General features: G+C 67.8%; 30 protein-coding genes. 11 read left to right on the top strand and 19 right to left on the bottom strand.

What is annotated here, in order from left to right; genetic code table 11:
* Positions 1 to 264: 264 nt before the first annotated feature.
* From HDC94_RS03475 to HDC94_RS03440, 8 genes are all read right to left on the bottom strand, one after another.
* Complete coding sequence (locus HDC94_RS03475) at positions 265 to 1,986, bottom strand: amylo-alpha-1,6-glucosidase (RefSeq protein WP_179494882.1); 1,722 nt, start codon at positions 1,984 to 1,986, stop codon at positions 265 to 267.
* 22 nt (positions 1,987 to 2,008) lie between these two features.
* Positions 2,009 to 2,827 carry a carbohydrate ABC transporter permease gene (locus HDC94_RS03470; protein ID WP_179494880.1) on the bottom strand — a complete coding sequence of 273 codons (819 nt, stop codon included), beginning with the start codon at positions 2,825 to 2,827 and terminating at the stop codon, positions 2,009 to 2,011.
* Positions 2,824 to 3,825 (bottom strand): carbohydrate ABC transporter permease, encoded by a 1,002-nt coding sequence (locus HDC94_RS03465; protein ID WP_179494878.1) that lies wholly within the window; start codon positions 3,823 to 3,825, stop codon positions 2,824 to 2,826. The genes HDC94_RS03470 and HDC94_RS03465 overlap by 4 nt, the downstream gene beginning before the upstream one ends.
* Positions 3,826 to 3,861: 36 nt before the next feature.
* A complete protein-coding gene (locus tag HDC94_RS03460) occupies positions 3,862 to 5,088 on the bottom strand; it encodes an extracellular solute-binding protein (RefSeq protein ID WP_308495617.1) in 1,227 nt (408 codons plus the stop codon).
* 93 nt (positions 5,089 to 5,181) lie between these two features.
* Positions 5,182 to 6,192, bottom strand: coding sequence for a LacI family DNA-binding transcriptional regulator (locus HDC94_RS03455; RefSeq protein WP_218870433.1), 1,011 nt, complete (start codon positions 6,190 to 6,192; stop codon positions 5,182 to 5,184).
* 71 nt (positions 6,193 to 6,263) lie between these two features.
* Entirely contained in the window at positions 6,264 to 7,355 is a 1,092-nt protein-coding gene (locus tag HDC94_RS03450; RefSeq protein ID WP_179494872.1) for a hypothetical protein, read from the bottom strand.
* Between the two features lie 281 nt (positions 7,356 to 7,636).
* On the bottom strand, positions 7,637 to 7,852 hold the full coding sequence (locus tag HDC94_RS03445; protein ID WP_179494870.1) for a hypothetical protein: 216 nt from the start codon (positions 7,850 to 7,852) through the stop codon (positions 7,637 to 7,639).
* The gene (locus HDC94_RS03440) at positions 7,849 to 8,073 is read right to left on the bottom strand and encodes a hypothetical protein (protein ID WP_179494869.1); all 225 of its coding nucleotides are present in this window, start codon (positions 8,071 to 8,073) and stop codon (positions 7,849 to 7,851) included. The genes HDC94_RS03445 and HDC94_RS03440 overlap by 4 nt, the downstream gene beginning before the upstream one ends.
* A 179-nt stretch (positions 8,074 to 8,252) precedes the next feature.
* On the opposite strand from HDC94_RS03440, the gene HDC94_RS03435 reads away from it, so the two are divergent.
* Entirely contained in the window at positions 8,253 to 9,122 is an 870-nt protein-coding gene (locus HDC94_RS03435) for a universal stress protein (protein ID WP_179494867.1), read from the top strand.
* A gap of 14 nt (positions 9,123 to 9,136) precedes the next feature.
* Here HDC94_RS03435 and helR read toward each other — a convergent pair whose 3' ends face one another.
* From helR to HDC94_RS03415, 4 genes are all read right to left on the bottom strand, one after another.
* Positions 9,137 to 11,386: an RNA polymerase recycling motor ATPase HelR gene (helR, locus tag HDC94_RS03430; RefSeq protein ID WP_374757260.1), complete on the bottom strand. Its 2,250-nt coding sequence runs from the start codon at positions 11,384 to 11,386 to the stop codon at positions 9,137 to 9,139.
* 99 nt (positions 11,387 to 11,485) lie between these two features.
* The gene (locus HDC94_RS03425; RefSeq protein WP_179494865.1) at positions 11,486 to 11,944 is read right to left on the bottom strand and encodes an SRPBCC family protein; all 459 of its coding nucleotides are present in this window, start codon (positions 11,942 to 11,944) and stop codon (positions 11,486 to 11,488) included.
* A 3-nt stretch (positions 11,945 to 11,947) separates the two neighbouring features.
* Positions 11,948 to 13,405, bottom strand: a complete 1,458-nt coding sequence (locus HDC94_RS03420) for an NAD(P)/FAD-dependent oxidoreductase (protein ID WP_179494863.1) — start codon at positions 13,403 to 13,405, stop codon at positions 11,948 to 11,950.
* The gene (locus HDC94_RS03415; RefSeq protein WP_179493699.1) at positions 13,402 to 13,608 is read right to left on the bottom strand and encodes a hypothetical protein; all 207 of its coding nucleotides are present in this window, start codon (positions 13,606 to 13,608) and stop codon (positions 13,402 to 13,404) included. Before HDC94_RS03415 ends, HDC94_RS03420 begins: the two co-directional genes overlap by 4 nt.
* 109 nt (positions 13,609 to 13,717) lie before the next feature.
* On the opposite strand from HDC94_RS03415, the gene HDC94_RS03410 reads away from it, so the two are divergent.
* The 5 genes from HDC94_RS03410 to HDC94_RS03390 all read left to right on the top strand — a co-directional run bounded on the left by HDC94_RS03410 (position 13,718) and on the right by HDC94_RS03390 (position 16,130).
* Positions 13,718 to 13,867 (top strand): hypothetical protein, encoded by a 150-nt coding sequence (locus HDC94_RS03410; protein WP_179494861.1) that lies wholly within the window; start codon positions 13,718 to 13,720, stop codon positions 13,865 to 13,867.
* 48 nt (positions 13,868 to 13,915) lie between these two features.
* Entirely contained in the window at positions 13,916 to 14,113 is a 198-nt protein-coding gene (locus tag HDC94_RS03405) for a hypothetical protein (RefSeq protein WP_179494859.1), read from the top strand.
* Entirely contained in the window at positions 14,110 to 14,604 is a 495-nt protein-coding gene (locus HDC94_RS03400) for a nucleoside deaminase (protein WP_179494858.1), read from the top strand. Before HDC94_RS03405 ends, HDC94_RS03400 begins: the two co-directional genes overlap by 4 nt.
* Before the next feature lie 181 nt (positions 14,605 to 14,785).
* Positions 14,786 to 15,742, top strand: a complete 957-nt coding sequence (locus HDC94_RS03395; protein WP_179494857.1) for a DNA topoisomerase IB — start codon at positions 14,786 to 14,788, stop codon at positions 15,740 to 15,742.
* Positions 15,743 to 15,863: 121 nt separating this feature from the next.
* On the top strand, positions 15,864 to 16,130 hold the full coding sequence (locus HDC94_RS03390; protein ID WP_179498809.1) for a GlsB/YeaQ/YmgE family stress response membrane protein: 267 nt from the start codon (positions 15,864 to 15,866) through the stop codon (positions 16,128 to 16,130).
* A 118-nt stretch (positions 16,131 to 16,248) separates the two neighbouring features.
* Here HDC94_RS03390 and HDC94_RS03385 read toward each other — a convergent pair whose 3' ends face one another.
* From HDC94_RS03385 to HDC94_RS03375, 3 genes are read right to left on the bottom strand one after another with little or no spacing between them, the layout of a single operon-like run.
* Positions 16,249 to 16,458, bottom strand: coding sequence for a hypothetical protein (locus HDC94_RS03385; protein WP_179494856.1), 210 nt, complete (start codon positions 16,456 to 16,458; stop codon positions 16,249 to 16,251).
* On the bottom strand, positions 16,455 to 16,778 hold the full coding sequence (locus tag HDC94_RS03380) for an ATP-dependent DNA ligase (RefSeq protein WP_179494855.1): 324 nt from the start codon (positions 16,776 to 16,778) through the stop codon (positions 16,455 to 16,457). Before HDC94_RS03380 ends, HDC94_RS03385 begins: the two co-directional genes overlap by 4 nt.
* A 36-nt stretch (positions 16,779 to 16,814) precedes the next feature.
* Positions 16,815 to 17,075: a hypothetical protein gene (locus HDC94_RS03375; RefSeq protein WP_179494854.1), complete on the bottom strand. Its 261-nt coding sequence runs from the start codon at positions 17,073 to 17,075 to the stop codon at positions 16,815 to 16,817.
* Between the two features lie 182 nt (positions 17,076 to 17,257).
* Here HDC94_RS03375 and HDC94_RS03370 point away from each other — a divergent pair, with 182 nt between their 5' ends.
* Genes HDC94_RS03370 through HDC94_RS03360 form a run of 3 tightly spaced genes read left to right on the top strand, consistent with a single transcriptional unit; the run spans position 17,258 to position 19,087 of the window.
* Positions 17,258 to 17,884, top strand: coding sequence for a flavodoxin family protein (locus tag HDC94_RS03370; protein WP_179494853.1), 627 nt, complete (start codon positions 17,258 to 17,260; stop codon positions 17,882 to 17,884).
* A gap of 29 nt (positions 17,885 to 17,913) precedes the next feature.
* The gene (locus HDC94_RS03365; protein WP_179494851.1) at positions 17,914 to 18,789 is read left to right on the top strand and encodes an SDR family oxidoreductase; all 876 of its coding nucleotides are present in this window, start codon (positions 17,914 to 17,916) and stop codon (positions 18,787 to 18,789) included.
* A gap of 28 nt (positions 18,790 to 18,817) precedes the next feature.
* Complete coding sequence (locus tag HDC94_RS03360; protein ID WP_179494850.1) at positions 18,818 to 19,087, top strand: Rho termination factor N-terminal domain-containing protein; 270 nt, start codon at positions 18,818 to 18,820, stop codon at positions 19,085 to 19,087.
* A 58-nt stretch (positions 19,088 to 19,145) separates the two neighbouring features.
* Here HDC94_RS03360 and HDC94_RS03355 read toward each other — a convergent pair whose 3' ends face one another.
* Positions 19,146 to 19,304 carry a hypothetical protein gene (locus tag HDC94_RS03355; RefSeq protein ID WP_179494849.1) on the bottom strand — a complete coding sequence of 53 codons (159 nt, stop codon included), beginning with the start codon at positions 19,302 to 19,304 and terminating at the stop codon, positions 19,146 to 19,148.
* Between the two features lie 90 nt (positions 19,305 to 19,394).
* Between HDC94_RS03355 and HDC94_RS03350 the strand changes: the two genes are divergently transcribed.
* Positions 19,395 to 20,441: a putative zinc-binding metallopeptidase gene (locus HDC94_RS03350; RefSeq protein WP_308495616.1), complete on the top strand. Its 1,047-nt coding sequence runs from the start codon at positions 19,395 to 19,397 to the stop codon at positions 20,439 to 20,441.
* Here HDC94_RS03350 and glsA read toward each other — a convergent pair.
* Entirely contained in the window at positions 20,419 to 21,396 is a 978-nt protein-coding gene (gene glsA / locus HDC94_RS03345; RefSeq protein WP_179494848.1) for a glutaminase A, read from the bottom strand. The genes HDC94_RS03350 and glsA overlap by 23 nt on opposite strands.
* A gap of 4 nt (positions 21,397 to 21,400) precedes the next feature.
* Positions 21,401 to 22,273: a neutral zinc metallopeptidase gene (locus tag HDC94_RS03340; RefSeq protein ID WP_179494847.1), complete on the bottom strand. Its 873-nt coding sequence runs from the start codon at positions 22,271 to 22,273 to the stop codon at positions 21,401 to 21,403.
* A gap of 36 nt (positions 22,274 to 22,309) precedes the next feature.
* Between HDC94_RS03340 and HDC94_RS03335 the strand changes: the two genes are divergently transcribed.
* Positions 22,310 to 23,095, top strand: coding sequence for a TspO/MBR family protein (locus tag HDC94_RS03335; RefSeq protein ID WP_179494846.1), 786 nt, complete (start codon positions 22,310 to 22,312; stop codon positions 23,093 to 23,095).
* A 6-nt stretch (positions 23,096 to 23,101) separates the two neighbouring features.
* On the opposite strand, the gene HDC94_RS03330 is transcribed toward HDC94_RS03335, so the two are convergent.
* Positions 23,102 to 23,770 carry an MOSC domain-containing protein gene (locus HDC94_RS03330; protein ID WP_179494845.1) on the bottom strand — a complete coding sequence of 223 codons (669 nt, stop codon included), beginning with the start codon at positions 23,768 to 23,770 and terminating at the stop codon, positions 23,102 to 23,104.
* Between the last annotated feature and the right edge of the window lie 59 nt (positions 23,771 to 23,829).

The raw sequence follows: 23,829 nt of genomic DNA, 5'->3' as shown, positions 1-23,829 counted from the left end.
ACATTGATGGAACGAACCACCCGATGCACCGTCGCATCCCGAACCGCTCTACCGAGCCTGTTGAGGTCCCCATCGAACCGGTTCACCACGTCCATGTGTCGAACCGGTTCGATGAAGTCGTTGCTACATGTTTACCCGAAGCGCAAACGGGAAACAACCCCTCGAGAACCGCTATTTTCCGGGGTTTTGTTCACCTTCGAGAACGCCAAGGCACGACTCTCACCCGTCCCGCGAAGGACGAGTGACAAGCCGTGATCAACGCTCCTAGGAGGCTTGCTCCCTCCGGGACTCCGCTTCCCCGGCGAGGAGCAGATAGCTGCTTGCGGTCCAGGAGTACGCGCGGTCACGGAGCCCAGCTCCGCTGACGGCGTCGAAGTTCTCGGCGAACCCGGACTTCTCGCACAGTGCGCGGAACCGCTCGCTCACGGTGTCGGCGAGCTCCACGAATCCACTCGACCGGAGGCCCGACTCGATGAGTACCGTCGACGGGGCCCAGATCGGTCCGCGCCAGTAGCCGTCCGGTTCGTAGTGCTCGGTTCCGGGGATCTCGGTCGCGGGACCGAACTCCGTGAGGTGCCGCTCGATGTGCTTCGCGAGCTTCTCGCGCACCTCGAGGGGAAGCCTCTCCCCCGCGATGATCGGCAGCAGGTTGAGCAGGCTCGTGGCGGTGCTGCGACGGCCGGATGACGGGGAGATCGCGACGAAGTCCTCGCCACTCCACAGCGTTGCGAGCAGCGCGGCCCTGAGGCGCTCGGACTCGGTGGTCCACCTCGCCGAGTCGAGACCGAGCTCCCCCGCGAGTTCGGTCAGCACATCGAGCTGGACGATGAGGAAGGCCGCGAGGTCGGGTGCCTCGATCACACGGTCGTTGTCGAACGTCGTCGAATTGTCCCAGCCCGAGTCGTTGCCGTGCTGGTAGTAGGGCAGGTCGTGACCGTCAACGCGACGGTAGTCCAGCCAGAAGAGGCTCCAGCGGGTGAGGCGATAGTAGAGGTCGAGGAGCTGTTCGCGATCGAGGGGGCGTGGCATCCTCTCGCGAAGTTTGGCGAGCGCCCACCCGTGGATGGGTGGCTTGACGTAGTTGTAGAGCACCTCCGAGTGCGTGACCGAGTCGGGCGGAGCACCGGCGTCGTCCTGGTAGTCGAACGGCGCGAGGAACTGGTCGAGCGCCACCTCGGGCAGCCCGGGCGCGAGCGCGAGCGCGTTGAACGCGTGATCCCAACTCCACACCTTGTCCATCCAGTGCTTCGACATGAGGATCGACTCGCGGTCGAGATACCCCAGCGGGCTCACTGTCGCCGACCAGAGCACATAGGCGGCAAGTGCGGCGCCGGGCGTTCGCTCGCTGCGCCACGGGGCCAGGGCGTTGAGATACTCCTCGAACGCGGCCGCATTGCGCCCCACCGCCTCATCGAACGTTCCGGATGCCACGAACGGGGCGTGAGCCGCAGTGAACTCCTCGACGGCGATCTCCCACGCCCTGCCATCGGCACCGGCGAGGACCGAACGTGCACGAGCACCGAGTGCCTCGTTGCCGTCGACCGTGAGGGATCCGGTGATCGGCGTGACCCGGTAGCGACGACCCGTTTCGTAGGACGTGAAGACCGCACTCGAGGAGCCCGGCTCGGTGAAGAGGTAGGTGCCGGTGAACGGGGTGAGGCCCGCCGTAGCATCCGCCAGCCGAAGGGCGAGACCGGTCCCCCGCACACGCAGCGTCGATGTGTCGTCGAAGGTGACCTCGATGCGTCCGCGCTCGTGACCCCAGGCCAGCACCGAGGGTGTGGCCACGATGTCGGTCTCGACGCGGTCCCCGCCGATCTCGGGCACGAGGGCGAGAACGCCGTGAATGCCGTTCTGGTGCGACACGAGGTGGAGGTCGTCGCGGCGCGTGTGGAGCGCGACCACCGGCGAGACATCGAGCCACGAGCCCCGAACGGAGAACGGGATCTCGTTGACGTCGAAACGGTGGTCAGAGGGGAAATGCATCTAGATCCTTCGAGAGAGTGGGTCAGTCCTTGACGGCGCCGGCCGTGACACCGGCGGCGACGTAGCGCTGGGCGAGTACGAGAAGCACGGCCGCGGGGATGGAGGCGACGACGGCAGTCGCCATGATCGCGTTCCAGTCCTGCGTGTTGTTGCCGATGTAGCGGTAGATGCCGATCGTGATGGGCTGGAAGCCGTTCGAGCGGTTGAGGGTGGAGGCGAACAGGAAGTCGGACCACGACCACAGGAAGGCGAACAGCGACACCGTCACGATCGAGTTGCGGCTGATGGGCAGCACGATCGACCGGAAGGTGCGCCACGCGCCAGCGCCGTCGATCTTCGCCGCCGACATGAGCTCGTCGGGAATCCCCGCCATGAAGGCGGTGAAGATCAGCACACCGAAGGGCACGGCGAGCGTCGAGTCGGCGAGGATCAGGCCGGGGATGGTGTCGAGAATGCCCCAGTTGAAGAAGATCAGGTAGAACCCCATCGCCATGATGATGCCGGGGATCATTTGCGCAATCAGCAACACGAAGTTGAGGCCTGTGCCGCCGCGCGGGCGGAGCTTGGCGAGCGCGAACGCCGCAGGTGCCGACAGGGCGACGGTCAGGATGACGGTTCCCAACCCGATCACGAGGCTCGTGGCGAGATACGGCAACTGCTCACTCAGCACGCGCGAATAGCCGTCGAAGGTGGGATTCACTGGGAACAGGTCCGGCGGATCCTTTCGCAGCGCGGTCGGCTGTGTCAGCGACACATTGACCATCCAGTACAGGGGGAAGAGCATGATGCCGGTCAGGATGACGCCGACCGCCGTCTTCCACAGGCGCCCGCGTGTTCTCATGAGTCAGCCAATCGACGCTGCGTGCGGATATAGAGGAGCCCGAAGACGAACGCGAGGATGATCAGCAGGTTGCCGACCGCAGCCGCCGGGCTCAGCTCGGGGCTGCCGCCTCCGAAGCCGAGACGGTAGGACCAGATCGCGAACGTCGTGGACGAATTGCCCGGGCCACCCCTCGTCATGATCCAGATGATGTCGAACACCTTGAGCGTGTAGACGAGGCCCAGGAGGATCGTGATCGCCGACACCGGTCGTAGCAGGGGAAACGTGATGCGCCAGAAGGTCTGCCATCCGTTCGCCCCATCGAGCGAGGAGGCCTCGTAGACCTCGCCCGGGATGTTCTGGAGGCCGCTGTAGAGGATGACGAGATTGAACGGGATGCCGATCCAGATGTTCGCGAGGAGCACCGAGACCATCGACCACTGCGGTGAGGTGAGCCAGTTGACCTGCCCGAGGCCGATCGCCTCGAGGGCGGCATTGACGATTCCGGACTCGCTGTTGAGCATCCACGCCCAGACCGAAGCGGAGACGAGAAGGGGAAGGAGCCAGGGCACGAGGAAGAGTGCTCGCAGCGTGGCCGAGAGGGGGAAGTGCCGGTAGAAGAAGACCGCGAGAAGGAGCCCGATCGAGAACTGGAAGGCGATCGAGACGAACGTGAATACCGCGGTGTTGAGGAGAGCTGGTGCGAACGTGGAGTCGTTCAGCACCTGCACGTAATTGTCGAACCAGACGAACGGCGCAGAGCCGTCGATGAACGACCGCAGGGTGTACTCGCGGAAGCTCAGGTCGATGTTGCGGAACAGCGGGTAGGCGTAGAAGACGACGAGGTAGATCACGACCGGGGCAATAAATGCCCAGGCGACGAGCTGCTCACGGAACCTCGGCTTGCGCGGCCTCGTGCTGCGGGATGGGGCGGCGAGCTTCGTCGCCCCATCCCGGGAGACACGCGCAGCCGGGCCAGAGGTGCTCTGTGTTGCAGAGGTGCTCTGTGTGACTGTCATGTGTGCCTCCTTGCACTCGGGGTGTTGCTGGGGGTGTTACTTGAGCTTGTCCGCTGCTGCGGCCTGGGCATCCGCCAGCGCATCGGCCGGCGACGAGACGCCACTCAGGGCGTTCTGCACCGCGGTGTAGAGCTGCTCGGAGATGACGCCGTACGAGATGCCGAGGTTGTCCGCCGTGCGGGGCTTGGCGTCGCCAACGGCGCTGATCCAGAACTCGAGCGACGGGTCGGCCTCGAGCTGCGCGGCCTGGCCCTCGGCCGTCGGGGCGACGTAGCCGAGCGCGTCTGCGCCGGCGTTACCCGTGGTGAGGCACTCGACGATCTTGGTCGAGGTCTCGTAGCGGGACGTGTCCTTCTGGACGGGGATGGTGATGAACTCGCCACCGGTCGGCGCGGGAGCCGCTCCGCCGTCGATGCCCGGGACCTGGATCGAGAGGTAGCCCGCCTCATCGGCGGCACCCTTGAACCACGAACCGTTCTCGGCGAACGCGTACTCGCCCGTCATGAACTCATCCCAGCTCGTGCCCTGCGTGTTGGAGAGCACGGAGTTGGGTGCGAGCCCCTTGGACACCCAGTCGGTCCAGAGCTGGAGCGCCGACTCGGCCTGGCTCGAGTCGAGCTCGGTGAGGTCAGCGTCGGCTCCCCAGAACCACGGGAGGAACTGGAACGTTCCCTCCTCGGTTCCGACGGCCGAGAACGTGATGCCCTTGGCACCGGATGCCACGACCTTCTCGAGCGCGGCCGTGAGCGACGCGTAGTCGGTCACACTCGCGATGTCCACACCAGCAGCCTCGAGGATCTCGGGGTTGTAGTACAGGCCGAGGGTGTTCGCGCCGACGGGAACACCGTAGGTTGCACCATCCAGCTCACCGGCGGACAGGATGTTCGGCTCGATCGCCGACGTGTCGAGCCCGGTCTCCTCGTTGGAGGTCAGCAACCCAGCGTCGGCGAGGGTGCCGACCTTGGGGTTGTCGACCATCGCGAGGTCGGGCAGGTTGCCCGCGGCGGTGGTGAGGTCCTTGACGGTGTCGCCGGTGTTGCCCGAGTTGCGCTCGATCGTGATGCCGAGCTCGGTGGCGCACGCGTCGATGGCCTGGGCCCATGTCGACGACGCGTCACGGTCGGGGTACGGATCCCACAGTGTGTAGGTGGCGTTGTCGCCGCCGGTGGATTCGGTCGGTGCGCAAGCCGCAAGTCCGCCGATGAGTGTGCTGCCGAGGATGAGCGCCGTTGCTGCGCGCACCCCCTTTGTGTTAGTGATCACGGTATTCCTCTCTGAATCGTGCTTTCTATCGGGGTCAATCATCGAACCGGTTCGAAGCCGGGCCGCCTGAAAGCGGTGTAACCCGCCTTTGGGCTACGCCGTGCTCCCCCGATCGACCAACTCGGGCGCGATGAACTTCACGACTGCCGGTCCTGCCTGACCGGGGTCGATGATTCGTCGAACCAACTGCTGGACCGCCAGGCGGCCCAACTTGTCGGGCGAACTCTCCACCGCCGTGTAGGGCAGGGAGAACGTTCGGCCGAAGTCCTGTGAGTAGAGGCTGACGACGGAGAGGTCATCAGGAACTCGCACTCCGCGGCGCTGGAGCACCATGGGCAACGCCGCGATGGTGGCGTCGTTGTGCACGATCATCGCGGTCGCAGTGGGACGGGCATCCAGGATCGCGTCGATGTTGACGGTGATGGCCGGCTGCTGCGACTCGCCGTAGTAGGGGTGGATGCGGATTCCGTAGCGCCCCGCACGTTCGACTGCAGCGTCGCGGAAGCGCCAGCCGTATGCGCCGCCGCGCTCGAAGACGTGTTGCGGTGGGCTCACGAGGATGATCTCGCGGTGGCCAAGACTGTAGAGGTGATCGACCATCACCCGCGCGGATTCGCCGAAGTCGAGGTCGAACACGTCGAGACCCTCGGTGTCCCCTGGCAGGCCGACGAGGGCGCCGGGTTGGCGCGCCGAGCGCAGCGCGTCGAGGCGCGGGTCGGCGTGCGTGACATCCAGGAGCACGACACCGTCGACCATGTTCGACGACGTGATGCGGCGCACGGCGTTCGCACCGTCGATGTCGGTCACGAAGAGCACGTCGTAGCCCAGCTCGCGCGAGGCATCCGACACCGAGCGGATGTACTGGAGCATGGCCGGGGCGAACTCGTCCTGGTGGAACTGGGAGAGCAGGCCGATGGCCATTGTCTGGGAGGTTGCGAGGGCCCTGGCCCCAGCGTTGACGGTGAATCCGAGCTCTAGGATGGCCTTGTCGATGCGCTCTCGCGTCTCGCGGGAGATCGGGCGGTTGCCGGACAACGCGTAGGACACCGTGCTGCGGGACACCCCTGCTGCACGAGCCACATCACCGATGGTTGCCACTTGCATCCTCTGCTCTCCGTCGAACCGGTTCGATGAATGTAGCACACCGTGGCGGGGTGTCAACACCCCTCAGTCGCCTACTGCGAGATCGGGGCGTACGTGTAGCCGAGGGATGCCGCCCAGTCACGCACCACCTGCGCCTGGTTCGCGTCGCACGTGTAGCCGTAGCCGACGCTGACCTCCCAGTACTCGAAGTCGCTCACGAAGATCGTGTGGTCGAGGGTCCAGCCGGGGAGAAAGGTGAGCGCGTAGCAGTCCGCCATCGTCTCCCAGTCGCCGCCGAAGGAGGCTACGGCCGTTTCGGTCGGCTCGGGATTGGCGAACTGCAGAACGTGGGCGTACTCGTGGTACGCGAGACCGGTGCGGAGCCAGTCGTTCATGTAGGGCTCCGACACGGTCTGGGACTGGTCGTAGTGGATGGTGAACGGATCCTCCCCGCCGACGCATCCCCACACGTCCTGTGCGCACGTCGCGTCCGCGGTGTCGAGCGAGGTCTTCACGTAGCCGGTGCCAAGCTGGTCGGTGATCGACTCGTAGAACGTGCCCGTCGCGTTGGCGGATGCCTCGCCCTGTGCCGCGGTGATGACTGCCGCGAGTTCGTCCTTCGCCGTACGGAGGTTCTCGGCGTCGCTCACGAGGAGCTCGCCGTTCCATCGGTGCGCCCACCCGGCGCGAATGAGTTCCGTCAGGTGACTCGTGTCGACGAGCGTCGCGTACGGGAGCCCGTCGAACTGCGCGGCGGTGGACATGAGGTCCTCGGCGGCGAGCCCGAAGGTCTCCTTCTTCTCGATGAGATCCTGCTGCTCCTGGATCTCCTGCTCCTGGTCGTCGATCACCGTGTTTGCCCGCTCCAGGCGGGTGAGGGTGAGCGCGAGCACCACACCGGTCGCGATCAACGCGAGGGCCAGAAGGATGACGGCGATGATCCACCCGATGCGCCGACCCTTCTTGGGCGGGTCCGGCGGGCCAGCGAGGGGACCGACGGGCGGCGGAACGGGCGCCCCAGGCACGTACTCGAGCCCTGCGGCACCGGGGGCCGGAGCCTGCACGGGCACCGGAGCGGCAAGTCCCGGCTGCGGGTACGTGGCCTGCTGGTACGGCGAGACGAAGGGTTCGAGAGGAGCAGCGGGCGACACTGGCTGGGCCGGAGGAACAGTCTCGTCAGGCACGGCCTCTGCGGGCGCCGATTCGATTCGCGGCGCAGGCGGTGGCACCTGTATGGCGGGCGGAGGCGCTACCGGGAGGCTCGGTGCACCGGTCGACTCCGGACGCGGAGCGGCAGGAGGAGTGGCCGGAGCGGGAGCAGCAGGAACCGCGGGGTCACCCGAGTCGGCCTGCGGCCGCGGGGAATCCTCGGCGGGAGGGTCGAACGTGGAAATGGCGAATCCTCTCGACGAGCTTACTCAGAGCATAACTCACGTTCTGAGCAATCGCTCGAACGTGCAGCGAGTCAGCCCTCGCTCGACTCGAGCAGGCGCGCGAGGGTCTTGTCATCGACAGTAAGGCCGGCATCCGAGATTCGCGTGAGAAGCACGTCGCGCATGTCACCTCCGGGGATCGAGCCGACCGCGACATCCTGTTTGGTCTGCTCGACAATGCCCTCGAGCTTGTCGTTGTCCGTGGCCTCGGTGCTGCCATCCTCGACCGGCTGGTCCTGGAAGGTCATCGCGAGCCAGCGCCCTTGATGGCATCAGCGATGTTGTCGCCGACACCGGGCACCTTGCGCACCTGACCTTCGACGTTCGCGACCGTGCGCTGAACGTCCGGGCTCGCCCAGACACCCGCGAGCTTGACCTTGGCGTTCTCGATCGCTCGGCGACCCTGCGGTGTGGCGGCGAAGACGAGCCCCGCAACAGCACCGATCAACAGCAAACCCTTGGCGCGCATGGCGTCCTCCATCTCTGTGGCTCAGTAGTACTGCGACGTTACGTGTGCCCGCCGAAAGCGGGGAGGGGTTGACAGCCTCGCCCGTTCGGCCCTTTCCCGGCCGCAGCGCCCCGGGACCTTAGCCCCTGTCCGCCCGCGGCCGCGGTGGGCATCGTAGGTTGCGGACAGAGGAGCGCACCATGGTCGAGAAAGTCATCGTCGCCACCGACGGAGGAGCAGCGAGTGCTGCCGCGATCGACTGGGCGATCCAGAGGGCCGGGCAGGGCGACATCCGGCTGGAGATCACGACGGTCGTCGGCCCGCGGGATGACACGGCTCGCCAGTCCGCGGAGGCCCTCCTCGAACTGACTCGCGCCGTGGTCACAGCGCAGCTCCCGGGAACGCCCGTGACGACCGTGCTGCGCCGCGGAACACCACCCCACGAACTCATCCTCGCCTCGCATCACGCCGACCTCCTCGTCATCGGCACCAACCACACGACCATGCGAGCCGGCGTGCTGCACAGCACCCTCGCGCTCCAGGTCGCAGGTCGGTCCCGCTGCACAACGATCGTCGTGCCCGCCGGGTGGCGCCCGACCACGGGCACTGTCGAAGTCGGCTGGGCCGACGACCCGACTGCGGCACGCGCTCTCGACTTCGCCGCACGCGAGGCGGCCAGACTCCAGGAGCGCCTCGACATCGTCCACGCCTGGAACAGCCCGCCCGAGATCACCACGAGCGCCGCCGTCTCAGCGGTCACGGTCGGCGAGCGCATCGATACGCATCGCACACTCCTGGCGGATGCCGCCGAAGGGGTGCGAGCGCGACACCCGAGCATCGAGGTGACCGAGTCCCTCGCTGCTGGCCCGGCCGCCGACGCGATCCGGAGCCTCGCGGGCGCCGCCTCCCTCGTGGTGGTGGGCTCGCGCGGGCTGGGCGCGTTCGCTGACCTGCTCCTCGGATCCGTCAGCTACGACGTGATCTCGAACTCGCCGGTGCCCGTGGCCGTGGTGCCCCAGGAGGAGCAACCAGCGGAGGTGTACCCGGTGTTGCTCGAGGCATCCGTCTAGGGATCGCGTCCGCGTCACGCGGTCACCAGCACGAGTTGCTGCGTTGCGCGCGTCATCGCCACGTACCGGTCCACGGCGCCAGCGATACCGTCGCCGAACGACTCCGGCTCGACGAGGAGGACGAGGTCGAACTCGAGCCCCTTCGAGAGTTCGGGGGTGAGCACGCGGACGCGATCGAATCGGTCGAACGGTGCGGCGTCGAATCCGGCCCCCGCGATAACGCAGGCGATGCCCTCGGGATGCCCGAGCAGCCAAGTCTCGACGAGGGACTCGAGCTCCGCGGCATCCGCGCGCATCACGGGCACACCGTTCTCGCGGATCGAGACCGGCACGTTCGCGTCCGGCAGCGCAGCTCGAATTACCGGCTCCGCCACCGCCATCACCTCGGCGGGCGTCCGATAGTTGACCCCGAGGGATGCCACGGCCACCCGCCCGAACCCGACGCGCTCCAGCCGTTCATTCCACGACTCGCGGAACCCCCGCCGTGCCTGCGCCCTGTCGCCCACGATGGTGAAACTGCGCGAGGGACATCGGGCCAGCAGCATCTGCCATTCCGCGTCGGTGAGCTCCTGGGCCTCGTCGACGACGATGTGAGCGAAGGGCCCGGCGAGGGCGTCCGGGGCGACGCGCAGCGCCTCCGCCTCTTCCTCGAGCGCTGCCCTCAGGTCCTGTCCTCGGAGCATCGACATCACGCGCATCTCGGAGTCGTCGCTCGCGATCAGGTCGGCCGTGACCTCAGCACGCCGCGCGCGCTCGGCGGCGGCCTCGGCCTCCCGGCGGCGAGCCCGCACGGCGGCATCGGGGTCGCCGAGCCTGCGCTGCGCCGCATCCAGGAGGGGCAGGTCGGAGAGGGTCCAGGCCTGCGGCGTGCGCCGCTGGAGCTTCGCGACATCCTCCTGGTCCAGCCACGGTGCGACCCTGCGGAGCAACTCCGGGGACGACCAGAACCCGGCAATGAGATCGGTCGCCCCGAGGAGCGGCCATGCTCGCGAGAGGGCGGCGGCGACCTGCTCATCAGCGGCCAGCAAGCGACCGAGCCCGCCCGACGCCTGACGCGTCAGACCGTAGGCATCGAACTCGTCGGGCCCCTCCTCCTGTTCGAGCCCGAGCCGGTCCGCGACGATCTCCACGAGCGCCTGCCAGACCTGCTCGCGGGCCTGGTTGTGCGGTGTGCCGGGCTCGACGGCGGCGAAGGCCTCCTGCCAGTCGGCCGGCTCGATCCGGACATCAGCCCACGGGGTCTCCACGATCGTTGCCGCGCGAGGAGCCCGCTCGGCGAGATCGACGGCGGCATCCACCGCCGAGACGAGCCGAGCGGATGACTTGAGGGATGCCACGGCAGCATCCGTCTCGGCCACTGCGGCCCCACCCTCTGCGACGAGCTCCCTCAGGGTGCAGACCTGGACGCTGTCCTCGCCGAGGCTCGGCAGTACGTCCTCCACGTAGGCGAGGTAGGCGGTACTCGGCCCGACGAAGAGCACGCCGCCCGCGCTCACCCTGGCGTCAGAGTAGAGGAGGTATGCAGTGCGGTGGAGGGCGACGACCGTCTTGCCGGTGCCGGGGCCACCGTCCACGACGAGTGCTCCACGGGAATCGGCGCGGATGATGGCATCCTGGTCGGCCTGAATCGTGGACAGCACGTCCCGCATCCGGGGTGACCGACTCGCGCCGAGGCTCGCGACGAAAGCCGACTGGTCATCGAGCGATGCGCTCGTGTCGATCGCCCCCTCCTCGAAGACCTCGTCCCAGTAGTCGGTGATGCGGCCGAGGGTCCAGCGGTAGCGGCGACGACTCGCGAGACCGTCGGGGTGCGCGTGCGTGGCACCGAAGAACGGCTCAGCAGCCGGCGAGCGCCAGTCGATGAGCAGGCGCTTGCCCGTCTCGTCGGTGAGTCCGAAACGGCCGATGTAGATCGGCTCGCTCGAACCGGCCGGCACCATACGACCGAGGCAGAGGTCGATGCCGTAACGGCCGATGGCGCGGAGGCGTGACGAGAGACGGCGGATCTCGTCATCCCGCTCCGCCACCTCACGGCCGGAGTCGCCGCGCACGAGGCGCAGTTCGTCCAGGCGCGCGGCGAGCTCCGCTGTCATGCGGTCGAGGTTGCGGGCGATCTCGGCGAAGTGCCGCTCGTCCGCCGCGATGAGGGCTGGCGTGTTCTTGGCAGCGAGGCGCTCGGGAAGGTCGAAGGCACTGGGTGTTGGGCGTGCAGACAGGGTGACTCCACTCGTCGAATCCGGGTTGGGCCGACCAGTGTGCGCCACGGAGGGGGCCTTGCCGCAAGCCCCCTGCTGGGCTATATTTTGGGTATGGCAGGAGTTATGTCCCGCCTTTTTTTGTGCCCGGATTCAGCGGTGCGGGGCCTACTCCCCTTCGCGCTCGCGCTTCGTCTTGCCGCCCTCGGCGACGTATCCGAGTCTGCGGAGCGTCTCGATGTTGCGCACGCGGAGCATCCCGTTGAGCACCGGTCTCGGGATGAGTGTGCTCGGGCCGCGCACGGCCGTTTCGGTCATCCGCACGACGCAGCCGCCACCTCGGGGCTTTGCCTCGATCGTCACGAGTGCTTCGCCGAGCGGCCAGCCGGCCGGGCGAATGACCATCCGGTGAGGCGGGTCCCACTCGTGCACGGTCGTCTCGTCGTTGATGACCAGCGGCCAGACGCCGAAGGAGTGGTGGAGCTTGCTGCCCTCCGTGGGCCAGGCGTCGTCGACATCCCTCATCCTCGAGGCACCGACCACCCACGTCGGGAACACCCAACCGTCGGCGAGCACCGCGAAGACATCCTCGGGGTCGCAGTTCATCTCGTGCACAGTGACGGACATCGTCTACCTTCCCAGGCCCAGGGGCGGAGCTGCCGTGATGCCGAACGTGGCGCGAAGGGCACTGCGCGCCGCGTAGTAGCCGGCGAGCCCATGGACTCCGGGGCCGGGAGGCGTGGACGATGAACAGAGGTAGATGCCCTCGGCGGGGGTGCGCCACGGGTCGGTCGAGAGGATGGGGCGGGCAATCAGTTGCGCGAAGCTCGCCGCTCCCCCCGCAATGTCGCCCCCCACGTAGTTGGGATTCTCGTGCTCGAGATCGACGGCGGTCCTGCTCGCCGACGCGATCACGACATCGCGGAAGCCCGGGGCGAATCTCTCGATCTGCCGTGTCACGGCCTCGGTCTGGTCGACCGTGGAGCCAGCGGGCACGTGCGTGTACGCCCAGAGCACGTGCTTTCCCTCGGGCGCGCGAGTGGGGTCACCGACGGAGGGCTGGGCGACGAGGACGTAGGGATCGGTGCTGTGCCGACCCTCAGCCACCTCGTGCTCGGCGCGGGCGATCTCGGCGCGCGTACCGCCGACGTGAACCGTGCCGGCGTTGGCAAGGTCGGGGTTGGCCCAGGGAACCGGCCCCGAGAGCGCGAAGTCGACCTTCGCCGCGGCATTCCCGTACCGGAAGCGCTCAAGTCGACGCGCATAGGACGCGGGCAGCCGGTCGCCCGCGATGGCCAGGAGCGAGGCCGGGCTGACGTCCAGGAGCACGGCCTTGGCGGGAGGCAGCTCGTCGAGCGAACCCACCTCGGTGTCGGTGATGATCGTGCCACCGTGCGCTCGAAGATCGTCGGCGAGTGCATCCGTGATGGCCTGGCTCCCGCCGACCGGCACTGGCCAGCCGCGGGCGTGCGCGTACGCCCCGAGGGAGAGGGACGCCGCAGCCGTCGCGAGGCTCGGCATCGGCCGGATCGCATGCGCGCCGACACCCGTGAGCATCGCGGGTGCGAGGTCCTCGCGGAAGCGGGTGTTCCAGTCGATGGAGCCCTGCTCGAGCGCCTTCCACCCGAACCGCAGTGCCGTCATCGGATGCCGCGGCACCTGCACCAACGCTGACCCCGTGAACTGCGCCACCCTGTCGGCATCCGCGACGAGGGGACCCATGAGCCTCCGGTAGGACGCACCATCGCGCCCCAACTCCTCGACGGTACGGTCGAGGTCGCGCCACGCGAGGCCCGCCCGTCCCCCGTCGAGCGGGTGACCGTAGGAGAGCTCAGGGACCACGAGATCGATGCGCTTGGCGAGCTCGAAACGGCGGAAGAATCCGCTGGCGAGGGCGAGTGGGTGAACGGCGGAGCAGACGTCGTGGTGGAACCCGGGAAGGGTGAGTTCCTGGGTGCGGGAACCCCCGCCGATCGTCGCAGCGCGCTCGTAGACCGTGACGGAGAGTCCAGCTCGCGCGAGCGTCACCGCGGACGCGAGGCCGTTCGGGCCCGCGCCGACGACGATCGCATCGACCTCGTGCGTCACGATCCGTGCTGCTTGTCGGGATTGCCCGGTCGCACCGCGGCGGTGTCGGCAACGTCGATCCGGGTGACCCCGCCGAGCTGGGTCGTGGTGATGCGGGGAGCCGCATCCTCCGGGTCCGACTTCGGAGCACGCGTGAGTTGGTCGGTGCGCTTGTCGTCGTCCGTCATCTCGTCGGCGTGAGGGCTGGGCTCCGGGGTGTCCACGTCGTCGACGCTACGCGAGGTCGACCCCGGGGTCGAGGGGTTGACACTCATCTCGCGGGGCGGCGTCAACCCCTCGCGGCCCGGGGAGCCCCCGACCTAGCGTGGTGACATGGACACGAACAACACCTCACCCGGCAACGGACTCTCCACACCGACGTCGAAGAGTGCCGCGGATCCGGACTCGGACGCGACCCCCACCATGCTGGGTCCCGACGGTTTCACCACGCCCGAACCGATCCCGCGCGACACCCACGAGTAGGGCACCTTCTCTCTGTCCCGGGAGTCTGATCTGTGCCACGATCGACCCATGTCGATCTCCAAGAAGCACCGCGCCATCCTCGAGCAGCTCAAGCACGACGGGCAGGGCGACACAGAGCACTACGCACGACTCGAGGCCCTGGCGACCCAGGCGGGAAACGTCGCCGCTGGCCCCGGTCGCGACGACGAGAAGGCGCATGAGCTGGAGAAGCAGTTCAGCGAGCTCGCGGCCAAGCACCGCAGTTGACGGCGGATGACCCGACCGCGGTCTCCACGGTCGACGAGGGTCACCTCCGCGAGGCCATCGCCGCAGCGTGGGAGGCCCGGCAGGGCGGCAATCACCCGTTCGGAGCCGTGCTTGTCACAGCGCATGGGCGTGTCATCCGCGGCCTGAACAGCGTCGTCACCGAGCGGGACCCCACGGGTCACGCCGAGACCAACCTCGTCCGTCTGGCGGCGGCGGTGTTGGATGCCACGGAGCTGCGCACCAGCACCCTGTACACGAGCACGGAGCCCTGCGCGATGTGCGCTGGTGCCATCTACTGGGCCGGAATCGGTCGCATGGTCTACGCCCTGCCCGAACAGGCGCTCATCGAGATCGTCGCCGTCGTCTCGGACGAGCCGACGCTGGACCTGCCGAGTCGCGACGTGTTCGCGGCGGGTGGCGGCACCGTCGTCGTGGCGGGGCCCGCGCTGGAGCGCGAGGCGGCCGAGGTGCACGAAGGCTTCTGGGGGTAGATCCGCCTGCTGGTTGAGTAGGCCCGCGAAGCGGCCGTTATCGAAACCTCACCAACGCGCAGCATCGATCACGTTGGCTTGGTTTCGATAACGCCGGGGCTTCGCCCGCGGCTACTCAACCCACAGTTGCCACCACGTCAACCCCCTGACGCGCCGCGCGACCCGACCTACATTCGAGAGCGTGAGACTCAGCCAAGCCAGGCCCTACGAGGCGCCGGGTATCAGCCGCGTCCGTCGCGGCACCTCGTTCGACTACCGGGACCCGACGGGTGCGAGCGTTGCCGACGCCGTCAGGAAGCGACTGGATGCCCTCGCCATCCCACCGGCCTGGACCGACGTCTGGATCGCCCCGAGCAGGTCCGCGCACATCCTCGCGGTCGGTCTGGATGAGGCGGGCCGACGCCAGTACATCTACCACCCGGCCTGGCGCGAAGCGCAGGACGAGGCAAAGTTCGAGCGCGCTCTCGATCTCGCCGAGGCTCTCCCGAGCGCCCGGCGCCGCGCGGCGCGGGACTTCGCGGAGCCGCCGCTCTCTCACGCCCGCGTGCTCGCCACCGCGTTCCGGATACTCGACGTGACCGCCATGCGCATCGGCGGCGAGGAGTACGCGACCGTCTACGGCTCCCGCGGGCTGTGCACGCTCCTGCGTCGGCACGCCACGGTCGACGGCTCGACCGTGGGCTTCGCGTTCAGGGCCAAGAGCAAACAGCTCGCCTCGATCACGGTGAGGAACGCCGACCTCGCGACCGCCGTCGGCCAACTCGTCGAGGGGCGCGCCCCGGCAAGTCGACTCCTCGCCTGGGCCGATGGCCGTCGCCGACGCCCGCTGCACACCTCCGACGTGAACACCTACGTGCGACTGTGTGCTGGCGAGCAGTTCAGCGCGAAGGACTTCCGCACGCTCCACGCCACGGCCATTGCGGCAGCGACACTGCCCGCCGTGACACCGGAGAGCGAGCGGGAGGTCCAGGCCGCGATCCGTGCCTCCGTGGAGGCCGCGGCGGGGATGCTCGGCAACACGACGACCGTGGCGAAGGCCAGTTACATCCATCCGCTCGTCTTCGAGAAGTTCCAGCAGGGCCAGACAGTGGGCGGCTCGAAGAGCATGACGGCGCTCCTGGCCCTCCTGCGATCGTGAAAGGCCCTCTACCAGCCCCCACCACAAGACACAACCCCTCCCGTCCGGGGGGCAGAGGGTGGTTCAGTAGTTGAGGTTCCGAGACCCGGAACAGCAAGAGATGATCGACTGGGAGGTCGTCATGGGCATCATCGCCTGGATTATTTTGGGGCTGGCAGCAGGGGCGATCGCGAAGGCGATCCTGCCCGGTTCACAGGGCGGCGGATGGGTCATCACCCTCATCCTCGGCATCGTCGGAGCCCTGTTGGGCGGATTCCTCGGTAGCGCCATCTTCGGCGTTGGCCTCGAGGGCTTCTTCGACATCACCACGTGGCTTCTTGCCATCGGTGGCGCCATCGTTGTGCTGCTGATCTACGGCCTGGTGACGCGCGGTTCACGTCGCGCCTAAGTGACCACTCAGCCCAGTGAGGCTGATCAGCTCGAGTAGCTGAAACAAAGGGCGGTGAGCTTCGGCTCACCGCCCTTTGTTGTGCCCGCGGCACCGTTGGCGGGCGTGGTCAGTGGGTTCAGTCGGAATCGCTCGTGTCGATGAGGCTGATCGGGATGCCGGAGGACACGAGAATCTCGGCCTGCTGCAGCTTGCCCCGACCGTGGTTCACCACGATCCACCCGGGCTTGCCCGTGGCGAGGATCTCGTCGAGGTTTGCCCGCACCTCTGCGGCCGTCTTCGCCACGACGTACTCTGCTCCGTCGTACAGGATCGTCGTGCGCATCATGCGGACTCTCCGTTCGCGGCAAGCGACGACGGCTCCGCCGTGATCTGGAGGCCCGCCGGAGTGTTGGCCATGAGAAGCATCTCGTCCACCCACTCGCGGTTGAGCGAGGGGGGTCGGCTTCCGAAGAACTTGAACGCGATGGGGATCGAGGGGTGCAGCCAGATCACGGAGCGCCCGTCCCCTATGGCCGAGTCATCCTTCCAGCTGAAGAAGAAGGCCTCGTTGCGGCGCAACTTCGCGCCGATGACGATCTGGAGGTGCGCCAGCGTGCGGTCGTCGAAGTCCGCCGCGAGCGTGGAGTCGTAAGTGAGGGTGCCCATGATCACATTGTTACCCGAGTCGGGCTTTCACGCATGTCAAGCCACGGTCTGTGATGCGCTGCGCGGTGTGCGCGAAGCGGTCAGGATCATTCGAACGCTCGTCTCCCACGAGAGCGACTGGCCCACCTCGCACGCCACGTGAGCCGTACGGCCCATGAGCGCCACAAACACCGGACCGACGGGCTCGACAAAACCGAGCACCTGTCCTTCGAACAAGACCTGGTAGACGCCATCGCGGAGGGGGGAGACGACGGGCTCCGGTGCCGAGGTGATCGGGCGGGCGTGCGTGATGGTCATGTCTGAGTCCCCTCTGCGGTACCCCCGATGGGGGGTGCTTGTGTCCAGTTGACCCTGAACGTGAGGCCCTGTAAATGGCTTGACACCGATACCGGCAGTCCGCTACATCGGCGCCGGATTGCGGCATTCGCCCGCACTGTCAACCCCTCGTGGGCTGGCACGAACGTCCGTAGCGTCGAAGCATGGTGAACCGAGATCTGTCCGTTGTTGCCCTCGTCTGCACACTCAAGGCGTCGCCCGAACCGTCGAGTACCCAACTGCTCACTGACCAGCTGCTCGAGACCTTCGAGTCGCTCGGAGTGAGCGGCTCGTCGGTGCGAACGGTGGATGCGGGCATCGCCCCGGGCGTCACCGCAAACGAGGGCGACGGGGATGGCTGGCCGCGCATCCGCTCGCTCATCCTCGACGCCGACATCCTCGTCGTCGCCACGCCGATCTGGATGGGGCACGCGGCGAGCGAGGCACAGCGCGTGCTCGAACGATTGGATGCCGAACTCTCCACCTTCGACGACGAGGGTCGTGCCATCCTCGCCGGCAAGGTGGCTGTCGTTGCCGTCGTCGGCAACGAGGACGGCGCTCACAAGGCCGTGGCGGACATCTCTCAGGGACTCTCGGATGTCGGCTTCACAATCCCGTCGCAGGGGGCCACCTACTGGGTGGGCCGCGCCATGCAGACCACCGACTACCGGGACCTCGAGGAGACACCAGAGGAGGTGGCGAACGCCACCCTGCTCGCGGCAACGAATGCGACCCACCTCGCAGGGGTACTGAAGGAGCATCCGTACCTGCCGACCCGCCCGTCCGCTTGACCACCGCACGACAACGACAGGAGAGAACGATGTCCGCGACCGACCCCCGATCCGAACACCCCTCCGACGGCTTCGACGGAACACCCATGAGCCAGCCGGGACTCACGAGCGAGACCACACCCACACCCGACCACGGCGAATCGAGCTACGTGGGAGCTGGCAAGCTCCACGGGCGGCGGGCACTCATCACGGGCGGCGACTCCGGCATCGGCCGGGCCGTCGCGATCGCCTTCGCGCGGGAGGGAGCGGATGTCGCGATCGTGCACCTTCCCGAGGAAGAAGAGGATGCCGCATCCACAGCCACCCTGATCACCGAGGCCGGGCGGCGAGCGCTGCTCATCCCCGGCGACGTACGCGACGAGGAGTTCTGTCGCCGAGCGGTGGAGCTGACCGTCGCGGAGCTCGGGGGAATCGACATCCTCGTGCCGAACGCGGCGTACCAGAAGAGCCGCGATTCCTTGGAGACCCTCGAGACGGCGGAGTTTCAGCGGGTCTTCGAGACCAACCTCTACGGCTTGCTGTGGCTCGCGAAGTACTCGCTCCCCCACCTCGACGCGGGCTCGAGCATCATCGTCACGAGTTCGATCCAGGCGGCCGAACCGTCGGCCGGCCTCATCGACTACGCGATGACGAAGGCTGCGCAGGTCGCGTTCGTGAAGGCGATGGCCGAGGAGCTCGGGCCCCGTGGCATCCGCGTGAATGCGGTGGCTCCCGGCCCGATCTGGACGCCGCTCATCCCGGCGACCGACTGGCCGGACAAGGTCGCGGAGTTCGGGCAGGAAACCCCGCTCGGTCGCCCCGGGCAGCCGGCCGAGCTGGCCCCGGCCTATGTGCTGCTCGCATCGGACGACGGCTCGTACATGTCCGGGGGCGTTATCCCCGTGACCGGCGGACGGCCGTTCTAGGAAGGACCGCACAAGGAAGGAGCACACCATGCCACGGTCGAACCCCAACCCCTCGCTCAAGGATCCGGAGCTCTACGAGAAGCTCCGCGACGAGGGCAACTCTGCACAGAAGGCCGCACGCATCTCCAATGCGGCCGCCCGCGATGGCCGATCGACGGTAGGCCGACGCGGCGGGAAGGCTGGCGACTACGACGACTGGACGGTCGAGGAACTCAAGAGCCGCGCCCGCGAGATCGGCATATCCGGATACTCGCGCCTGCGCAAGGCCGACCTCATCGAGGCGCTGCGCGACAGCTGACAGCACGATGCCCCGCGTCGGCTGGGACGCGGGGCATCGTGGATCGTGGGGACCGGGGTCAGGCGTCCTTCGGGGATGTGCCGTAGACCTCCGGGTCGGTGTCCGGCTCCTCGGGAGCCCCGCCCGAGGCGGTGTCCTCCTCCGGCTTGCTGTTCGCCGAGTCGTCAGCCGGCTGAAGATCAGGATCGATACCGCGCGTGCTGTCTGAGTTGTCCATAACGCCACGGTACGACCGCGACTGCTCTCGCGACGAGGGGTTGACACGGCTGCGGGCTGGGGCGTATCGGCTGGCCCTAGACTGCACACCGTGACCCCCCGATGCCCGAACTGCGCGAGCTTCGCCTTTCTCGATTGGCACGAATGCGAGCACTGTGGAGCCACTCTCGGCTACCGCTTCTCGTCGCTGAGCTTCCTGCAGACGATGGACGGCGTCGCCACCGAGGGCGACGAGACGTGGCGTCACTGCGCGAACCGGGACTGGGGATGCAACTGGCTCGTCGCCGACAGCGAGGATGCCGCCCGCTGCTTCTCCTGTCGCCTCAGCCGCACCCTGCCTCCGCGGGACGACACGATCGCGTGGGAGAAGCTCCGCGACACGGGCATCGCGAAGCGTCGACTCCTCGTGCAGCTCGCCGAGCTCGAGCTGCCGATCACCCCGTTCTACGAGCAGGAGGGCGGCCTCGGGTTCGACCTGCTCTCGAGCTTCAGCGGCACTCGCGTCATGATCGGCCACGCCAACGGCATCATCACGCTCGACCTCGCCGAGACCGTTGATGACTACCGCGAGACACTGCGGGTGCGACTGGGCGAGCCGTACCGCACGATGCTCGGGCACCTGCGCCACGAGGTGGGCCACTACTACCAGCAGGTGCTGCTGCGCGATGAGGCCGCCTGGGATGGATGCCGCGCGCTCTTCGGCGACGAGCGAGCCAGCTACCAGGATGCGATAAGCCGCCACTACGCGCAGGGTGCGCCAGCGGGGTGGGAGGCATCCTTCATCTCGGAGTACGCCACCATGCACCCGTGGGAGGACTTCGCGGAGACCTTCGCGCACTACCTGCACATCACGGGAACGCTCGCGACAGCGGCTGCAGCAGGGGTGGTGCTGGACGCGAGCCGGGTGCCCGGGATCGTCGAGCACGACGTGGTTCCCCTCACCGACTATCGCGAGGCCGGGATCGAGCGGATGCTCGACGACTGGCACTGGCTCTCACTCATGTTCAACCGCGTCAACCGCGCGATGGGCCACCGCGACCTGTACCCGTTCACGCTCGAGCCCCCGGTCGTGGAGAAACTCACCTACGTCCACGGACTCGTGGTGGGTGCCTCGTCTACTCCGGCGGCTGGAACTTGACGGTCGGATGCGCGAACGCGTGTAGGCCGTAACTCCGCGAGAGCGACGTGAGCATCGCCCGCCCGCGCACGCTGTTGCCCTGGGCATCGAGCGGGGCACTGAACGTGCCGACGCCGAAGACCCCAGGGTCGACAGCGACGATCCCGCCGCCGACACCGCTCTTGGCCGGCAGCCCGACGCGCGCAAGCCAGTCCCCCGACGCGTCGTACATGCCGCAGGAGGCCATGACCGCGCAGGTCCACCGGGCGACCGTCTCGCTCACCACCTGCTCGTCGGTCAGCGGGTTGCGGCCGGCGTTGGCGAGCGTGGCCGCCATCGTCGCGACATCCAGGGCCGTGACGATGAGGGAGCACTGACGGAAGTAGCGCTCCGTCGCCTCGTCGACCGTGGAACCGAGCACGCCGGCGGCAAGGGCGAGGTGGGCGAGCGCTCGGTTGCGATGACCCGTCTCGAGCTCGGACTGGAGCACCGCGTCATCCACCTCGAGCGGGTGCCCCGCGAACGCCCCGAGACCCTCGAGGATCTCGTCGTCCGAGACGAGGGATGCCACGACGATGGCTCCCGCGTTGATCATCGGGTTCATCGGCCGCCCGCTGTCGGCGTCGAGGCTGATCGCATTGAACGGCTCGCCGCTCGGCTCGACCCCCACCCTCTCCATGACGGACTCGATGCCGAGCTTCTCGAGCGCGAGCGCATAGACGAACGGCTTGGACACGGACTGGATCGTGAACGGCACGCGCGAGTCGCCAGCCTCGAAGGTGCGACCGTAGACGCCGACGAGAGCGAGACCGACCTGGCTGGGATCCGCCGACGAGAGCTGGGGAATGTACGAGGCGACCTCTCCGCCGTCGAGCTCCCGGGCCTCGGCGAGAACCTCACGCAGGGCTTCGAGAATGGGTTCGCCCTTGAGGTCGGTCTTGCCCTGGGGCTCGTCGCTCAGCTTCTCGTCGGTCATCGCGCTACAGCGAGACGTTCGCGTCGAAGGTGTTGCACGCGTTCGGCCCGCCCTCGAGCCCCGCGGTGAACCAGCGCTGGCGCATCTCGCTCGAACCGTGAGTCCAGGCCTCGGGGTTGACCTGGCCGGAGGTCGACTCCTGGATGCGGTCGTCCCCCACGGCGGATGCAGCGCTCAGGGCATCCGCGATCTCCTGGTCGGTCACGGGCTCCAGGAAGGCGACGCCCTGGTCGTCGCGGATCTCGGGAGCCGCACCCACCCATGCGCCGGCGAAGCAGTCGGCCTGCAATTCGAGTCGCACCGCATCGGACGTCGGGCCGGTGTCGCTCGTGTCGAGACCGTTCATGATGCCCGTGATGTTCTGGATGTGGTGACCCCACTCGTGGGCGACGACATACATCTGGGCTAGCGGGCCGCCGGACGACCCGAAGCGCGACTGCAGCTCGTCGTAGAAACTCGTGTCGATATAGATGGTCTCGTCTGGCGGGCAGTAGAACGGGCCGACCGCGCTCGTGGCACCGCCGCAGGCCGTGCTCACCTGGCCGGTGAAGAGCTCGATGTTCGTGGTGCGGTAGTCCACGCCGAAGGTGGGAAGCTCCTCCGACCAGTAGGTGTCGAGGGAGTCGGCCGCGCCCGCAATGCGGCAGTCAAGGTCGGCGTTGGCATCGGCACCCGTGCACTCGCCGATGCTCTCGGCCGGCCCCTGGTCCTGGCCGGTGCCCCCGGCGAGACCCGTCAGGTCGACGCCCAGGAACTGCGACAACAGGAACAGACCGACAACGAGGAGTGCGCCACCGCCACCCACGGCGATACCCGTGGTGCGGCCGCGCCGACTGACGCGGCTCGTGTCGATCTTCGCGTTGTCGTTGAACGTCATGGCACCACGGTACCCGGCCCGGCGTACGCTGGCAGTATGCGCCAGCCCAAGGATGTGCTCCGTCAGTTCGTCGTCATCTCGACCGCCGTGTTCGCCGTCATCGCGTCCTTCGTCGGCTCCGGCGCCGCGGGTGGAACCCCGATCCAGGATGCCGCGGGCGGGGCGCTCGCGGCCGATGCAACCCTCATCGCGCCGGCCACGCCCGCATTCTCAGTGTGGTCCGTCATCTACCTAGGTCTGCTCGCCTACGCCGTGTGGCAAGCGCTCCCGCGGCAGGCTTCCGCTGAGCGGCATCGGCGGCTCGGGTACTGGGTCGCGGCATCCCTCGTGCTCAACGGGCTGTGGATCCTCAGCATCCAGTACGACCTGCTGGGGCTGAGTGTGCCCATCATCGTCGTGCTGCTGGCGGTGCTGATCCAGACGTTCCGGCAGGCGGTGCAGTACCCGCCGGCCGGTGCCCTCGACGCGGCGCTGACGGATGTGCCGATCGGCCTGTATCTCGGCTGGGTCTGCGTCGCGACCGCCGCCAACATCACGGCGTGGCTCGTGGCGATCGGCTTCACCGGGTTCGGCCTGCCCCCGGAGGTGTGGTCGGTCACGGTGATCGTGGTGGCCGTCGCCGCGGGTGTGCTGCTCGCGCTCGTCAGCCGCGGACGCTTCTCGCAGTCGCTCACGCTCGCGTGGGGGCTGTCCTGGCTCGCCGTCGGGCGCCTCGTCGGCGAGCCGGCCTCGGTGGTGACGGGGGTAGCGGCGATCGTGGGTGTGGTCGTGGTGCTCGCGGTGACCGCGGCGCTCCGAGTGCGGGCATCCCGCGCTGCCTGACCTGCGCTACCCGGCGTCGAACTTGGCGTTCTCCTCGATCGCCTCGCGGGTCTCGTCGTCGAGGTCGTCGCCCGCGGCGAGCAGGCCCGGCAGCAACTCGCGCTCGGTCGTGAGGGCGCGGTAGACCAGCGAGATCGTCACATCGTGGTCCGGGCGATGGATGACGCTGAGCTCATCGCCCGACCGGATAAACCCGGGCTGCACCACACTCAGGTAGGCCCCCGGCCGGGCCGCAAGGGTGAACGTCCGCAGCCAACCTTTCTCGTCCACCCACCCGCGGAACGTCGAGCACGGCAACCGCGGACTCGTGACCTTCAGCTGGACCGCGTCGCCGATCTGCCAGATCTCGCCCAGCCGCGCCTCGTTGACGTCGTAGCCCTCGGTCGTGAGGTTCTCACCGAAGAACCCGTCGGTGAGGGTGCGCCCCAGCCGCTCCTCCCACGCGTCGAGGTCCTCGCGCGTGAACGAGTACACGGCCTGCGCGTCACCACCGTGGTGCCTACCGTCGCCGATGTAGTCGCCGACCAGGCCGCTGCCGAGGCCGATGCCCTTCGGTCCGGGGGCGCGCACCTCGACGGCACCCGACTGGGGAAGCTTGTTGATGCCCGTGGCCCGCGTCTGCTTGTGCGGATTGGGCTGCGGGGCACCGATGTTGACCGAGCGGACGCGTGACATCCCCACAGGTTATCGATTGCGTCGCGCTGACGTTTGGTGACGACGCGCGCGTTTGAACC

The organism is Leifsonia sp. AK011, from assembly GCF_013410945.1.
Lineage (GTDB): Bacteria > Actinomycetota > Actinomycetes > Actinomycetales > Microbacteriaceae > Rhodoglobus.
The sequence above is the reverse complement of the archived record's forward strand: the minus strand, read 5'-3'. Positions and strand labels throughout refer to the sequence as shown.

What these genes read in the sequence shown, in the direction of transcription:
- HDC94_RS03475 (WP_179494882.1), bottom strand. Translation starts at nt 1,986, where the DNA reads ATGCATTTCCCCTCTGACCACCGTTTCGACGTCAACGAGATCCCGTTC.
- HDC94_RS03470 (WP_179494880.1), bottom strand. Translation starts at nt 2,827, where the DNA reads ATGAGAACACGCGGGCGCCTGTGGAAGACGGCGGTCGGCGTCATCCTG.
- HDC94_RS03465 (WP_179494878.1), bottom strand. Translation starts at nt 3,825, where the DNA reads ATGACAGTCACACAGAGCACCTCTGCAACACAGAGCACCTCTGGCCCG.
- HDC94_RS03455 (WP_218870433.1), bottom strand. Translation starts at nt 6,192, where the DNA reads ATGCAAGTGGCAACCATCGGTGATGTGGCTCGTGCAGCAGGGGTGTCC.
- HDC94_RS03445 (WP_179494870.1), bottom strand. Translation starts at nt 7,852, where the DNA reads ATGACCTTCCAGGACCAGCCGGTCGAGGATGGCAGCACCGAGGCCACG.
- HDC94_RS03440 (WP_179494869.1), bottom strand. Translation starts at nt 8,073, where the DNA reads ATGCGCGCCAAGGGTTTGCTGTTGATCGGTGCTGTTGCGGGGCTCGTC.
- HDC94_RS03435 (WP_179494867.1), top strand. Translation starts at nt 8,253, where the DNA reads ATGGTCGAGAAAGTCATCGTCGCCACCGACGGAGGAGCAGCGAGTGCT.
- HDC94_RS03425 (WP_179494865.1), bottom strand. Translation starts at nt 11,944, where the DNA reads ATGTCCGTCACTGTGCACGAGATGAACTGCGACCCCGAGGATGTCTTC.
- HDC94_RS03410 (WP_179494861.1), top strand. Translation starts at nt 13,718, where the DNA reads ATGGACACGAACAACACCTCACCCGGCAACGGACTCTCCACACCGACG.
- HDC94_RS03405 (WP_179494859.1), top strand. Translation starts at nt 13,916, where the DNA reads ATGTCGATCTCCAAGAAGCACCGCGCCATCCTCGAGCAGCTCAAGCAC.
- HDC94_RS03390 (WP_179498809.1), top strand. Translation starts at nt 15,864, where the DNA reads ATGGGCATCATCGCCTGGATTATTTTGGGGCTGGCAGCAGGGGCGATC.
- HDC94_RS03385 (WP_179494856.1), bottom strand. Translation starts at nt 16,458, where the DNA reads ATGATGCGCACGACGATCCTGTACGACGGAGCAGAGTACGTCGTGGCG.
- HDC94_RS03380 (WP_179494855.1), bottom strand. Translation starts at nt 16,778, where the DNA reads ATGGGCACCCTCACTTACGACTCCACGCTCGCGGCGGACTTCGACGAC.
- HDC94_RS03375 (WP_179494854.1), bottom strand. Translation starts at nt 17,075, where the DNA reads ATGACCATCACGCACGCCCGCCCGATCACCTCGGCACCGGAGCCCGTC.
- HDC94_RS03370 (WP_179494853.1), top strand. Translation starts at nt 17,258, where the DNA reads ATGGTGAACCGAGATCTGTCCGTTGTTGCCCTCGTCTGCACACTCAAG.
- HDC94_RS03365 (WP_179494851.1), top strand. Translation starts at nt 17,914, where the DNA reads ATGTCCGCGACCGACCCCCGATCCGAACACCCCTCCGACGGCTTCGAC.
- HDC94_RS03360 (WP_179494850.1), top strand. Translation starts at nt 18,818, where the DNA reads ATGCCACGGTCGAACCCCAACCCCTCGCTCAAGGATCCGGAGCTCTAC.
- HDC94_RS03355 (WP_179494849.1), bottom strand. Translation starts at nt 19,304, where the DNA reads ATGGACAACTCAGACAGCACGCGCGGTATCGATCCTGATCTTCAGCCG.
- glsA (WP_179494848.1), bottom strand. Translation starts at nt 21,396, where the DNA reads ATGACCGACGAGAAGCTGAGCGACGAGCCCCAGGGCAAGACCGACCTC.
- HDC94_RS03340 (WP_179494847.1), bottom strand. Translation starts at nt 22,273, where the DNA reads ATGACGTTCAACGACAACGCGAAGATCGACACGAGCCGCGTCAGTCGG.
- HDC94_RS03335 (WP_179494846.1), top strand. Translation starts at nt 22,310, where the DNA reads ATGCGCCAGCCCAAGGATGTGCTCCGTCAGTTCGTCGTCATCTCGACC.
- HDC94_RS03330 (WP_179494845.1), bottom strand. Translation starts at nt 23,770, where the DNA reads ATGTCACGCGTCCGCTCGGTCAACATCGGTGCCCCGCAGCCCAATCCG.